10 protein-coding genes and 1 tRNA gene are annotated in these 14437 nt (G+C 58.1%); 4 read left to right on the forward strand and 7 right to left on the reverse strand.

All coding sequences use genetic code 11. From position 1 onward, the window contains the following. Window positions 1-283: 283 nt before the first annotated feature. The 6 genes from GRH90_RS11995 to GRH90_RS12020 form a co-directional block, all read right to left on the reverse strand. A complete protein-coding gene (locus GRH90_RS11995; protein WP_162366177.1) occupies window positions 284-1417 on the reverse strand; it encodes a glutathione-independent formaldehyde dehydrogenase in 1134 nt (377 codons plus the stop codon). A 524-nt stretch (window positions 1418-1941) separates the two neighbouring features. Continuing rightward, window positions 1942-2925, reverse strand: a complete 984-nt coding sequence (gene acuI, locus GRH90_RS12000) for an acrylyl-CoA reductase (NADPH) (protein WP_162366178.1) — start codon at window positions 2923-2925, stop codon at window positions 1942-1944. A 46-nt stretch (window positions 2926-2971) separates the two neighbouring features. Then, entirely contained in the window at window positions 2972-3604 is a 633-nt protein-coding gene (acuR, locus tag GRH90_RS12005; protein WP_162366179.1) for an acrylate utilization transcriptional regulator AcuR, read from the reverse strand. 206 nt (window positions 3605-3810) lie between these two features. Continuing rightward, entirely contained in the window at window positions 3811-5430 is a 1620-nt protein-coding gene (locus GRH90_RS12010) for a DHA2 family efflux MFS transporter permease subunit (RefSeq protein ID WP_162366180.1), read from the reverse strand. Next, the gene (locus tag GRH90_RS12015; protein WP_162366181.1) at window positions 5417-6553 is read right to left on the reverse strand and encodes an HlyD family secretion protein; all 1137 of its coding nucleotides are present in this window, start codon (window positions 6551-6553) and stop codon (window positions 5417-5419) included. The genes GRH90_RS12010 and GRH90_RS12015 overlap by 14 nt, the downstream gene beginning before the upstream one ends. Further along, entirely contained in the window at window positions 6550-7038 is a 489-nt protein-coding gene (locus GRH90_RS12020) for a MarR family winged helix-turn-helix transcriptional regulator (protein ID WP_162366182.1), read from the reverse strand. Before GRH90_RS12020 ends, GRH90_RS12015 begins: the two co-directional genes overlap by 4 nt. 233 nt (window positions 7039-7271) lie before the next feature. Between GRH90_RS12020 and GRH90_RS12025 the strand changes: the two genes are divergently transcribed. The 4 genes from GRH90_RS12025 to GRH90_RS12040 all read left to right on the forward strand — a co-directional run bounded on the left by GRH90_RS12025 (window position 7272) and on the right by GRH90_RS12040 (window position 12498). Next, a complete protein-coding gene (locus tag GRH90_RS12025) occupies window positions 7272-8990 on the forward strand; it encodes an ABC transporter ATP-binding protein (RefSeq protein ID WP_162366183.1) in 1719 nt (572 codons plus the stop codon). A gap of 267 nt (window positions 8991-9257) precedes the next feature. After that, window positions 9258-10598: an anaerobic C4-dicarboxylate transporter gene (locus tag GRH90_RS12030; RefSeq protein WP_162366184.1), complete on the forward strand. Its 1341-nt coding sequence runs from the start codon at window positions 9258-9260 to the stop codon at window positions 10596-10598. Window positions 10599-10744: 146 nt separating this feature from the next. After that, window positions 10745-10820: transfer RNA gene (locus tag GRH90_RS12035), tRNA-Asn, on the forward strand. Between the two features lie 229 nt (window positions 10821-11049). Further along, a complete protein-coding gene (locus GRH90_RS12040) occupies window positions 11050-12498 on the forward strand; it encodes a tyrosine-type recombinase/integrase (RefSeq protein ID WP_162366185.1) in 1449 nt (482 codons plus the stop codon). 1071 nt (window positions 12499-13569) lie between these two features. On the opposite strand, the gene GRH90_RS12050 is transcribed toward GRH90_RS12040, so the two are convergent. Continuing rightward, a partial coding sequence (locus GRH90_RS12050) for a threonine ammonia-lyase (protein ID WP_162366186.1) occupies window positions 13570-14437 on the reverse strand: 868 nt, incomplete at its 5' end.

Below are 14437 nucleotides of genomic sequence, written 5' to 3' on the forward strand. Positions count from 1 at the left end.
GCGCCGGAAATAACATCTTTGACACTACTTTATAACATTACGCGTGTTTTTGGCATTTGGCTTGGACAAAAAGCGCTTTAGGCCGGGGAAGATGTTGAAAGATATTTCAACGCGGGTGACGTTAAACGTGGCGGAAAATGACTCAACGAGGAACGCGGGCAGGACAGGCAAGCTAATAAAGACGCCGTGAACACACCCCGCCGTTCCAGGGATGTGACGAGGGTGCGCGATTACGGCTCACATCCTTGCGGGCCACCCTGCGGGCCAACCGCAGGACAACTACTCAGGGTTTGAGGATAACCTTGGTCCAGCCCGCGTCGCGATCGTCGAAGTGTTTATAGGCGTCCGGCGCCTCGGCCAGGTGGAGGCGATGGGAAATAATTTGTGACGGCGCGGCCTTGCCCTGATGGATCAGGCGCGCCAGCTGGCGGTTATAGGCCTTGACGTTGGCCTGGCCGGTGCGGATCTGCTGGCCCTTAAACCAAAAGCTGCCGAAATCGAACGGCATCTTGCCCTCTTTCGCCAAATCCGTACCGGCCCCCGGATCCTGCGGCACAAATACCCCGACCACGCCGATGCCGCCGGTGGCCCTGGTGGAGGCCACCAGGCTGTTCATGGTGGCCGAGTTGTCCTCATGGCCGTGCTTATCACAACATTGATAACCGACGCATTCGCAGCCGCAGTCGGTGCCGCGCCCGTCGGTCAGGTTCATGATTTGCTCCACCGCCGCGTCGCCGACGCCGTTGATCGCCGTGGCGCCGAGTTTTTCCGCCAATGCCAGGCGGCTGGGATGGGTATCCACCACAAACACCTGCGAGGCGCCTTTGACGACGGCCGAATGGGCGGCCATCAATCCCACCGGGCCGGCGCCGTAAATCGCCACGCTATCGCCGGGGCGCAGGCCCGCCAGTTCGGTGGCATGCCAGCCGGTCGGGAAAATATCGGACAGCATGACGTAGTCATCTTCTTTTTCCCGGGCGTCTTTCGGCAGTACCAGGCAATTAAAATCACCAAAGGGCACCCGCAGTAATTCCGCCTGGCCGCCCTCCCAGGGCCCCATTTCAGCAAAACCGTAGGCGGCGCCCGCCGAGCCGGGATTGGCGGTGAGGCAGAACCCGGTCAGGCCGCGTTCGCAGTTTTCGCAAAAGCCGCAGCCGATGTTAAACGGCAGGCAGACATAATCGCCCACCTTGATCCGCTGCACGCCCGCTCCGACCTCGATGACCTGTCCGAGGTTCTCGTGGCCGAAAATGCGCCCGGTTTCAAAACTGGTGCGCCCCTCATACATATGCAAGTCCGAGCCGCAGATATTGGTGGTGGTAATGCGGACCAGTACATCGGTAGGCTTGTCAATTTTCGCGTCCGGCATATCTTTTACCACGACATCGCGTGGACCGTTATAAACGACTGCTTTCATTATTTCCTCCGGCGTATGTCACTGTGGAATGCGGAAAATCCGTTGAATTGCCTATTTAACGGATAGACCAAAACTGATAGGACCGCTATCAATGGTGAGTTTATTTACACAATTAACCTGAAAAAAAAACACAACAAACAAGGCAAGGCGGATTTACAGGCAGGACGGATAGAAGAATATCGGACTGGGCGCCGTTGATTAATAAATATTAATGATGATTTAGCATATTGGACTGCGCAGCGCCGACCGTCGGCGTATTATGCGGCGAGGCGCCGGAGTGCTCGATGCAGGAACGTTGCGCTAGGCATTAACTATCAAAACAGGCACGATGAAAGGGCGCGAATTAACAGTGATAGGGTCAGAAAAAACTATAGAACCCCCAAGTTGACGTGACGGCATCACAACAGCTATAACGTCGTGTTATTTTTTACTAAGCAGTTGATTTTGCGGTTAAAGGACCGGGCGCGTGGCCTTAGGCACACCCGGCCCCCCGAAGTAAACCAAAACAGGGCGCTAACGATGAGTTAACGGTTAACGTCGACGATGATCCTGCCGCGGATTTTGCCGTCCATCAGCGCGCCGGCGGTTTCAATCACTTCGCCCAGGCCGATTTCGCGGCTGACGCTGTTTATCAGGCCGTCGTCAACCAGGGTGGCGATGCGGTCCCAGGCGGCCAGACGGTCGGCCAACGGGCGCATCACGCTGTCCACGCCGGCCAGGGTTACGCCGCGCAGAATAAAGGGCGCCACGCTTGCCGGCAGATCCATCCCCTGCGCCAGGCCGCAGGCGGCCACGGTACCTTGATATTGCAAGCCGGCGCAGACGTTGGCCAGCGTATGGCTGCCGACGCTGTCGATTGCCGCGGCCCATTGCTCCTTGCCCAGCGGCCGTCCGGGCGCGGAAAGCTGTGCCCTGTCGATAACCTCAACCGCGCCAAGCCGCTTAAGATGCTCAGCCTCTTCCTGGCGTCCGGTCGACGCCACCACCTGATAGCCCAGGCGCGACAAAAACGCGATGGCAAAGCTGCCGACGCCGCCGTTGGCGCCGGTAACCAGCACCTTGCCCCTGGCCGGGGCCACGCCGTTTTTTTCCAGCGCAATCACCGCCAGCATCGCGGTATAACCGGCGGTGCCGACCGCCATGGCCTGCCGGCCGGTCATCCCGGCGGGCAGCGGGATCAGCCAGTCGCCGTTCAGCCGCGCCTTTTGCGCCAGGCCGCCCCAGTGTTTCTCGCCCACGCCCCAGCCGTTCAGCAGCACCGCGTCGCCGGGTTTGAACCCGGCATGGCCGCTATGCTCGACAATGCCGGCCAAATCAATGCCCGGCACCATGGGGAAAGAGCGTACCACCGGGCCTTTGCCGGTAATGGCCAAGCCGTCTTTATAATTGAGCGTGGAATAACCGACGTTCACCCGCACGTCGCCCTCCGGCAGCTGCGCCTCATCCAGCCGGGCGCTGCGCGCGCGATAGCCCCGCTCATCTTTCTCGATCAAAATTCCGTTGAACATACCCTCTCCTCACATAGTCACCGCATAGTGATAAACCGCCGCCCGCTCAGCGCGGCAAACCGGCAAAAAACACCTCGGCGAAGCGCTGCAGCGGCTGGGCGCTTTTTGCCAGCCGCGCGCGCATGACCGCGCCCTCCCAGCCGATCCAGAAAAATTCCGCCAGCCCCTCGCAGTCCGCCGAGGGCGACAGCTGCCCGGCGTCGCGCGCCAGGCGCAGGCAGCAGGCGACCCGCCCTTGCCACTCTTGCAATATGCCGCTGAGCTGACGGCGGTAACCGTCCGGCAGCAGATTAATTTCCTGCCCGAGATTGCCCACCAGGCAACCGCGTTTAAAATCATATTTAGCCATGCCGAGGCTGGCGTCGCGCACAAACGCCCGCAGCCGGTCCAGCGGCGGCATCGTCTCGCACAGCAGGCAGCGATCGAGCTTACGGGCAAAATAACGGCCGTAATAAGCGATAATCTCCTGCCCGAACGCTTCTTTGCTGGCGAAATAGTAATAAAACGAGCCTTTGGGCACGCCCACCTGTTTCAGGATGCCGTCGATGCCCGAGGCGCTGAACCCCTGTTCGGTCAGGATCGCGGTACCGCAGCGGATTAAGCTCTCGCGGGTATCGGGATGGTCCCGGGCAATTTTTGGCGGCCGCCCGCGCCGCGCCGTAAATATAGGTGTCGTCATGAAATTAATATAGACCGACCGTCTATAAAATACGAGTATAATGTTAGCCGGCGCGGGTTTTATTGCGCCGGATCATTATTACGGCAAACGAGAGAAGCCTGAACCGGGGATAGAAAAGACAATGGCCTCGGGCGACACATGCTGTTAGACAGGGGGCAGGCGCCCATTTTTGCCGGCGTCGGCTTCCAGGCGTTAAGTTACCAACGTTATTTTACGGAATAGTCCGGTTCAGGGGGAGCCGCTTTCGCCTGCAACCGCGTGGCCGGGCGGGTCCGGCCGCGCATAAACCAGGCCGGGATGATAGCCGCGAAGAAAAACACCGCCACGATATAAAACCCATCCTGATAAGCGAACAGCTGCGCCTTGGGCACCAGCATGCTTTCCAGGTAGGCCATCGAGCCGGGGTTTACCCCCTCCGGCAGCCGGGTGCCGAACGGATTGCCCCAGTGGGAATAAAGCAGCGCAAGGCGGGAAATAGACTCCGCCGCCGCGGCGTTGGCCGCCGTTAGCGCCTGGGCCAGGGCGTCGCCATGAAAAATGGTGCGCCGGTCGATAACCACCGACAGCAGGTTAACGCCAAAGGCGCCGCCCAACTGGCGCACAAAGTTCAGGCTGCCGGAGCCCTGCGCCAGCTTATCCGCCGGCAGCGCGCGCAGCGCCCCGGCATTAAGGGCCGGCATGATGACGCCCAGACCGACCCGGCCCAGGACCACCCAGCCGGCCATGGTCCAGAACGGCGTGTCCACATCCGCGCCGCCGGATAACCAGCACGACAGCGCGAAGATTGCCAGGCCGGCTATCACCGGAATATGGGGCGGCAGCCGGTCGCTCAGCATGCCGGCGATAGGAAACAGCACCCCCAGCATCAGCCCGGACGGCATCAATAACAACCCGGAACGGGTGGGGGTATACCCCTGAATGCTTTGCACGAACAGCGGCACGATATAGGTTGAACCGTAGATACCGGCCCCCAGCGCGAACGCCACCACGCAACCGGCGGAAAACCGCAGATTGGTGAACACCCTAAGGCTGAGCAACGGCTGGGGCGCCACCAATTCCCAAATGATAAAACCGGCGGAGGTGAACGCCGCGGCGACGAACATACCGATAATAAAAAACGAATCCCACCCTTCCCGCTGGCCGTTGGACAACCCGGTCAATAAGGTGGTCAGCGCGCTTACCAGCAACAGGAATCCTATCCCGTCAAACCTGCGCCGGGGCGCGGAAGCGCTACGATCCAGATCCGGCAAAATGAACATCGAGGCCGCCATGCCGGCGACACAAAACGGCACCACCACCAGAAACACAAAGCGCCAGTCGTACTGATCCACCATGATGCCGCCCACCGTCGGCCCCAACGCCGGCGCCAGCACCACGCCGACCCCGTAAATGCCCATGGCCTTGCCCCGCTGGGCGGGAGGAAAAACCTGCGACAGGACCACCATGGCCATGGGCTGGATAATGCCCGAAGCGCTGCCCTGCAGGATGCGGGCTAAAATCACCTCGGTGCCGCTGCTACTGACAAACCCCAGCAGGCTGCCGGCAATAAACAGCGCCAAGGCGCCAACAAAGGCGCGACGGTAACCGAACCGGTCCAGCGCCCAGGCGGTAATCAGCATGGTGGCGGTCATGGAGGCCAGGAATGCCGTGGATAACCATTGCACCTGATCCTGCCCCAGGCCGAAGGCGCCTGCGATATCGCGCATGGCGATATTCACGATGGTGGCGGTGGCGGTAGTGGCGATCGTCCCCAGCATCACCGTACCCGTTGCCAGCCAACGATAAGAGGGACCAAATCGTTCTATCTGCGCTTCAATGGGCGACATCGATCGCCACCTCAACCATCAAGCCGGGTTTGATTCGTCCGTCCACGGTATCCAGGGCGATGCGCACCGGAACCCGCTGGGTGATTTTGGTAAAGTTGCCGGACGGGTTCGGGCTGGGCAGCAAGGCGAACTGATTGGTGGCGGTATTGCCGACCCGTATCACATGACCGTGGCTCACCAGGCCGGGATACGCATCTACCGTCACATCCACCCCTTGTCCCACCGCGACATGATCCAGTTCGGTCTCCTTGACATTGGCTTCCACCCAGACATTTTTCGGGTCGTGCACCATCATCACCCATTGACCGGCCTGCACATAATCCCCCACGTCCGCCAGGGTACGGTCCACTACCCCGTCCACCGGCGAACGCAGGGTGCGGTCGGCGATCTCCTGGGTAATCTGCTGCGCCTGCGCCGTAAGCGTCACCACCTGCTGGCGCTGCATATCGATTTGCCGATCCAGGACCTGCAGCTGCCCGCGCTGCGCCCGGGCATTGGCCAGCGCCGCCCGTTGCGAGAGCAGTTGCGCTTCGGCCTCCCGCAGCTGATCCTGGCGCTGCAGCACGGCGGTGTGGCTCTCATCCCAGGTTTTACGCGGCGTCAGCCCGCTTTTGACCAAACTGTCGTCACGCTGGAAATTGGCCTGGGCCAGCGTCAGCTGATGCCCGGCGTCGGACAGCGTCGACTCCGCCACGGTTAACTGCGCCTGCGCCTGTTCCAGTTCCGCCTGGGTGGTTAAATCGGCGGTCTGGCGCTGGGCCTGGGTATAGAGTATCTGCGCGTTGGCCGAGGCCAGATCGCCCTGTACCGCCGCCAGCCGCAGCTTGGCGTCACGATCGTCAATCCGCGCCAGCATCTGGCCTTTTTTAACATGATCGCCATCCATCACCGGCCGCGCCACCAGCCAGCCGTCCACCCGGCTGGCCAGGGTCACCACCTCGCCGGCGATATGGGCATCGTTCTCGGCCACATGGGCAAAGCGCCAGTCCAGCCAGCTGATAAGCCAGATAATCAGCGCAATCAGCACCACCACGCCCAAGATAAACCCGGTTTTCTGGCGCCCCCTGAGGTTGTTGAACCGTCTTGGCGACAGTATCCGTCGCTGAGGTAACGCACTGTTCATGACGGTTCCTTGTCAACCACGGCCAGGCTGGCCAGCACCTGTTCCAGCAGGCGATTCATCTGCTCGAGCTCCTGTGCGTTAACCCCGCCCAGCACCCGGTCGCGCACCTGCAGGGCCATGCCCTCCACCTGCTGCACCCGTTGCATGCCGGATTCAGTCAGGTGAATTTCCTTGGCGCGGCGATCGGCGCCCTCGCGACGCTCGATAAATCCCTGGTTTTGCAGATTGTCCAGCAGGCGCACCACCGAGGATGCATCCAGGTAAATCGCCTCGGCCAGATCTTTTTGCAGCATCGGCTTATCCGCCCGGGCAAGATACAGCAGCGGCACCCAGGTGGCTTCGGTCAGGCCATACGGCTGGAGTTTACGATCGATGACCCGGCGCCATTGACGCGCGGTCTGGGCAATCAGGTTGGCGAAATGGCGGCGGGACGAAGGCGCGGGTAACGATGGATTCGTTGGGGACGACGTAGGTGTTGATGACATGGGAAAATAGATTCCAACACAATAGTTGATATATCAATAATAACCTATGGCACCTATATATTGTCAATACCTTACCGGCTGGCAAATCCATACCCCCGGAACCCATCGGCTTTGGTCCATTGAACTTCAGTTATTGACCTTCCCGGCCGTGACAAGGCATTATCATTTGATCAACATATTAATAATCGTCGTAAAAGTGATCCCGCATCGCGATTTTGTCAGAGGACGCATTGATGCTCCGCCGTTTTTTTAATTACTATATCCCCTATAAAGGCTTGTTTGCGCTGGATTTCGGCTGCGCAATCCTCGCCGGCCTGCTGGAACTCGGATTTCCCATGGCGGTTAAGCTGTTTATCGATAAACTGCTGCCCGCCCAGGACTGGATGTTGATCGGCGCCTCCGCCGTCGGCCTGCTGCTGATCTATTTGGTGAATACCGGACTGATGGCGGTGGTCAACTACTGGGGCCATGCCCTGGGCGTGGGCATTGAAACCGATATGCGGCGCGAAGCTTTCAATCATCTGCAAAAGCTTTCGTTCCGCTATTACGATAATACCAAGACCGGCCATATCATCACCCATGTCACCAAGGATCTGGAAGAGGTCGGCGAAATCGCCCATCACGGCCCGGAAGATTTGTTTATCGCCTTCATGACATTTATCGGCGCGTTTATCCTGATGGCGACCGTTCATCTGCCGCTGGCGTTGCTGACCATTATTATCGTGCCGTCGATGACCTGGCTGGTCAGCCGGCAGGGCTCGCAGATGACCGAAACCTGGCGCAAGCTGTTCCGCCAGGTGGGCAACTTTAACGCCCGGATTGAAGAGAGCATCGGCGGCATTCGCGTGGTCAAGGCTTTCGCCAACGAGCGCCAGGAAGAAGCGCTGTTTGCCCGCGATAACGACAGCTACCGCACCACCAAGCTGCGCGCCTACCGGATCATGACCGCCAGCCTGACCCTCAGTTACCTCAGCACCCGTTTGGTCCAGCTGATCGTGATGGTTGCCGGCACCTGGTATGTGATCAAGGGCGATTTAAGCTACGGCGGTTTTGTTGGTTTCCTGCTGCTGGTGGAAGTGTTTTTCCGTCCGGTGGCCAAGATTTCGGCGGTGCTGGAAAGTTATCCCAAGGGCATTGCCGGGTTTAAGCGTTTTACCGGGCTGATGGATACCGTGGCCGATATCGTCGATCGCCCCGCCGCCCTGGTGGTGAACAGCCTGCGCGGCGATATCGTTTACCGCGACGTGAATTTTGGCTATCGCCCCGATAAACCAATCCTCAGCGATTTGAACCTGACCATCCGCGCCGGGGAAACCGTGGCCTTTGTCGGGCCGTCCGGCGCGGGTAAAACCACGCTTTGTTCGCTGCTACCGCGCTTTTATGAGGTCGACGCCGGCAGTATCAGCGTGGACGGCATCGACATCCGCGATATGACCCAGGCCTCGCTGCGCGGCAATATCGGCATAGTGCAACAGGATGTATTCCTGTTCGGCGGCTCGATTCGCGAGAATATTGCCTATGGCAAGCTGGGGGCGGACGACGATGAGATTTGGCAGGCGGCCCGCCGCGCGCGCCTGGATGAGCTTATTTCCGCCCTGCCGGAAGGACTGGATACCCTGGTGGGCGAGCGCGGGGTCAAGCTGTCCGGCGGCCAGAAGCAGCGCCTCTCCATTGCCCGTATTTTCCTGAAAAATCCGCCAATCCTGATTTTGGACGAAGCCACCTCGGCGCTGGATACCGCCACCGAGCAGGCCATCCAGCAATCCCTGGCCGAGCTGTCCGAGGGCCGCACGACGCTGGTTATCGCCCACCGGCTGGCCACCATCCAGCATGCCGACCGCATCGTGGTGGTGGATACGCAAGGCATCGTAGAACAGGGCAGCCACAAGGAACTGCTGCTGCGCCATGGCACCTATGCCCGGCTGCATCAGGCCCAGTTCGGCGCGGCCTAAGCGCTTTACGCTTTGAAATAAGTAGCGTTGACGTTATGGCAGGAAATTAACCTCAACGCCGCCGTCTTGTTCGCAGCGCGCTTATCAGCCGCAAAATTACCAGGCTATAGTATTATCACCCGCGTTATCAGATCATGTGATCGATCTCTCCCATCTCTTAAATTTTTCTGAATAACCCTCCTATCTTAGATTTGACGCAACGAATCCTGTGATTAACGAGACGATATTAGCGGTTAACACATGACGTTAACTTTCTCTGAGGAATGTATGGACTTTTTTATCCAATTGGCCGTTATCCTGGCCTGTCTGTTATACGGCGCCAGAAAAGGCGGCATCGCGCTGGGCCTGCTGGGCGGCATCGGCCTGGTTATCCTGGTGTTTGTTTTTCATCTCGAGCCCGGCAAACCGCCGGTCGACGTAATGCTGGTGATTATTGCCGTGGTGGCCGCCTCCGCCACCCTACAAGCCTCCGGCGGGCTGGACGTGATGCTGCAAATCGCCGAACGCCTGCTGCGGCGCAACCCGAAATATGTCTCGATCGTGGCGCCCTTCGTCACCTGCTGTTTGACCATCCTGTGCGGCACCGGCCATGTGGTCTACACCATTTTGCCGATTATCTACGACGTGGCGATTAAAAATAACATCCGTCCCGAACGCCCCATGGCCGCCAGCTCGGTCGGCGCGCAGATGGGCATCATCGCCAGCCCCGTCTCGGTGGCGGTAGTCTCGCTGGTGGCGATGCTGGGCAATGTGTCCTTTAACGGCCGCCATCTGGATTTCCTCGACCTGCTGGCCATCACCATCCCCTCCACCCTGTGCGGCATCCTGGCCATCGGCATCTTCAGCTGGTTTCGCGGCAAGGATCTGGACAAGGACGAGGTGTTCCAGAAATTCATCTCCGACCCGGAAAACCGTCACTACGTTTACGGCGATACCGCCACGCTGCTGGACCAGAAGCTGCCGCGCAGCAACTGGGTGGCGATGTGGATTTTCCTGGCGACGATTGCCGTGGTGGCGCTGCTCGGCGCGGTGCCGCAGCTGCTGCCGGCGTTCGGCGGCAAGCGGCTGTCGATGGTATTGGTTATCCAGATGTGCATGCTGTTTTCCGGCGCGCTGATTATTATCGCCACCAAGACCAACCCGGCGGCCATCTCGAAAAACGAAGTGTTCCGCTCCGGCATGATCGCCATCGTGGCGGTCTACGGTATCGCCTGGATGGCGGAAACCATTTTTGGCGCGCACCTGGCCGAAATCGAGGCCAGCCTCGGCGCCATTATCAAGGTACATCCCTGGGCCTACGCGCTGGCGCTGCTGGTGGTGTCGAAGTTCGTCAACTCCCAGGCGGCGGCCCTGGCGGCAATCGTGCCCCTGGCCCTGGCCATCGGCGTCGACCCGGCCTATATCGTCGCCTCGGCGCCGGCCTGCTACGGCTATTATATCCTGCCGACCTATCCCAGCGATCTGGCGGCAATCCAGTTTGACCGTTCCGGTACCACCCATATCGGCAAGTATGTCATCAACCACAGCTTTATCCTGGTGGGCCTGATCGGCGTCGGTGTCTCAAGCGTCATCGGCTGGATCCTGGCCGCCGCCTACGGCTTTTTATAACCATTTTTTATCGCGAGACACGATAAAAACCCGCCGGAACGCGGCGGGATGCGGGCGAATGAGCAATCTATGAGCAAACAGACCTTTTTCGCCCCTCCCCCCTTTGACATGGCACCCCGCCATCGCTATTATGCGAACCCAACAATTCCTCTGTAGTTCAGTCGGTAGAACGGCGGACTGTTAATCCGTATGTCACTGGTTCGAGTCCAGTCAGGGGAGCCAAATTCTGTTCTGTAGATGTCTACTGACATCTACAGGCTATTGAAATATGGATGAAATCCATCATTCTCTGTTCCAGCGACGTCCACTGAAATCCACCAGTATCCGATGCTTTTAAGTCCATTTTTAAGTCCATCGGAAATGCGGGGGAGTTTGATTCCGGATTGTTGCTAGATGACTCTACGATTGGAAACCAAAATCCAGCTCTGACCAAAAATCAGGAGCTACGATCATGGCACTTTCCGATACCGCAGTCCGCCGGGCCAAAGCGACCGGCAAAGCCTATACCCTTTCCGATGATGCCGGCCTTTCGCTTGCTGTTTCACCCAAGGGTGGAAAAACCTGGCACTTCCGCTATTACTGGGGAGGAAAACAAAAGCGCATTTCCCTCGGTTGCTATCCAAGCGTAACACTCCGTGAAGCTAGACAGTTAAGAGATCAAGCTTCTGCCCTGTTGGCAAAAGGCATTAATCCAAGGACTGCCCGTGAGCAGCAACGTTATTCCACCTTGCTGGCTTCTGAGAACAGCTTTGAAACTGTATTCAAGGAATGGACTGAATACCGGGCACTAACGTCGAAAGAAGGTAGAAAGTCGCCGCTTTCTCAATGCAAGCGAGTTTTCAACAATGATGTCCTGCCGAGAATTGGGAAGACATCTATTTATGATGTCCGACGGACCGACCTGTTAAAAATCCTGGGCAGAATTGAACATCGCGGCGCATTCACCGTTGCCGAAAAAGTCCGCGGCTGGTTGAATCAGTTATTCCGCTTTGCTTTAGTAAAGGTCGAAGGATTGGAGAATAACCCTGCTACCGACCTGAAGGTGGTTGCACTGCCTAAACCACCTTCTGTCCATAACCCCTTTTTATGGATGCATGAGATCCCCGCTTTTTTACAACACCTACGGCGTTATCCTGGCCAACAGAACACCCAGATGGGGCTTCGACTGCTGCTGCTGACCGGTGTTCGTACCGGCGAGCTACGCCTGGCTACGCCAGAGCAGTTTGATCTGGCGCGCGGGTTATGGCTTATTCCGCCGGATAACGTAAAACAGCTAAAAAAACTTTTGCGCAAGAACGGCAAACACACGCAAGATATTCCTCCCTACACCGTCCCTTTATCTGTCCAGGCTACTGAAATTATCCGCCACCTGCTTGGAAATTGCAGACCGGCGCAGCGATTCCTTTTACCCCACAGTTCTGACCTGAAAAAACGCATGAGTGAAAACACACTCAACCAGGCTCTAAAACGAATGGGATATAAAGATCGTCTGACCGGCCACGGTATCCGCGGCACAATTTCAACTGCACTGCATGAAATTGGTTATCCAAAGACATGGATAGAAGCACAGCTTTCTCATACCGACCCGAACAAAGTGAGCGCAGCCTACAATCATGCGGCCTACGTTGAACAGCGACGGATCATGATGCAGGACTGGGCGGACCGTATTGATTTGTTAGAGCAAGGGCATGTAGAAGCCGCGAATAGCCGGATGGTTATTCAAATAGCCGGTATTCCAGCAATGCCCAGCGTCAATTCTGGCATGAGTGCAGTGCCCCTGCAGACAACCAGCGGCAACAAAGAGATGACCATTACCTTATCCGCCCCTGTTGAGAATGGAACACGTCGGACAACGTTTTATCAGCCACAGCCATTCCCACGAGAAAATTATACAAAATGAGCGAAGGAGGCCCTTACAGCAATGACTCTACAGTGAGACTAACTCACCTTTTCTGAACGGCTCAAGATAACAATCTCCCGGCAAGGCCGGGGCATTCATAGCGTGAGCCGCTCAAAAAGTGGCTGGCGTGTATGCTAATGCGCGTCCATGAGTTAGCGCCATTTGGTGGTGGAAGGCATATCACAGTAGGTGCGACTGATTCAGGCGATCATATTTCGACGGCATCAGCAACATCATGTGCACATGACCTGCGTACAAATTCATCTTCCTAAAATCGGCTCTCCTTTTCCACAGCCAGTCGCTGAAACACCTCGCCCAAGTGGATCCGATTCCCCCTTACACAACATCCATCGTCCCCGCTTTGGAATGAACACGACGTGATACGAATACTCCCATTGGCTGTGACTTAAACTCTGATACTTGTCCATCTCTGTTTGTGTGTTTAGTGGCTCACAATCGGAATCTCCACGATGGACTCCTGTAAGTGTTAAACGGCTGCCGCCCCGAGAGAGTCGGGGAAATTATCTGGGGGCGGCCTTCTCGCTGGCTATCCAGATAATCAGCACACGCCTGCGTCATTTTCCGGCGTTCAGCCCGGTGCGTTGTGCGGTTATAGGCCAGGTCCATGGACGCGCACCGCATGCCCCAGTTGGTGCTCGGTGTAGTCAGGGCGAAAGCCCAGCACCTCATATAAGATCGTGCGCGCCATCGCGCGTAAGCCGTGCCCGGTCAACCCACAACTATCCCCCGGGGATAGATCCGACACCGTTGGCATCTGGGTATGGAAAGGCGTCCGTTAAGCGTTGGCGGCCTATTCCGCGCTATCCCCTGGGGATAGCCGATTGAAGCCACATCGCAATTACATCGGCCCAACAGTATCGCTACTCAGGCACCACGCGCGACGATGTCGCTGCGAACAAAGCCGCAGGACGTGCTCGAAGGCACCCGACGCTCACGCTTCGCCCCATCACTGCTGCGTCGTCCGCCGCCAGCCATGACCACACGCTCACGCAGCTCGGCGATTGCAAAAGTTGGCCCCATGCGGTTAAAAATATTGTCAGATGTTGACGCTTAGCCACATGCTATATTCGCTCCGGTCAGAATAGCAGCGACCGGGCCGGGGCATGGCGCCGGTTCCCCTGGCGAATGTGACAAAATACCAGCCAGGGATACCGCGCCGGATGGCTCCAGGATAAGCCCGGCATATTTAAGCGCATAACGTGTCGCCTCGGCTATCTGCGCCTCCTCAACCAATATCATTTCGTCCACCACATCGCGCATATCGTCCAGCGCTTGCGGCACCGGCACTCGCACCGCCAGGCCGTCGGCCTGGGTATTCACTGATTTGGCAACCACCACTCTATTGGTCAACCAACTTTGGTACATGGCGTCAGCGCCGCGCGGACACACGCCGATAATGCGGATATCCGGCGCCGACGCCTTGATCCAGCGCGCCATACCGCCAATCAACGCACCGTTGCCGACCGGGATATAGATAGCTCGGAACGGAACGCGGACTGACAACAGTTCCAGGGCGATAGTACCGGCCCCTTCGCTTACTTCCGGCTCCAGGCCGTCTTCGATAAACCAGCCACCGATGGTAGCGCAATATCGCTGGCCCTGTTCCTTGGCGCTATCGAAATCGGTGCCGACCTGCCTGATATCGGCGCCATAGGCGGCAATGGCCTCGATTTTCAGCGGGTTGGCATTTTGCGCGGCAAATACCGTCAGCGACAGGCTGGCCTTATGGCAATAGTACGCCAGCGCCAGCCCCCAGTTGCCGGCGCTGGCGCAGACCAGCGGACGCGATTCGCCGCGGGCGACCGCGCCGGCGATAACCAGGCCCGCGCCGCGCCCTTTAAAACAGCGCAGCGGATTAAGCGTTTCCACTTTGAGCCATATGGCGCGCCCGAGCTGAGCCGATAACTGGGGGCATTCG

Origin of the sequence: Acerihabitans arboris (genome assembly GCF_010131535.1) — a bacterium.
Taxonomy (GTDB): domain Bacteria; phylum Pseudomonadota; class Gammaproteobacteria; order Enterobacterales; family Enterobacteriaceae; genus Acerihabitans; species Acerihabitans arboris.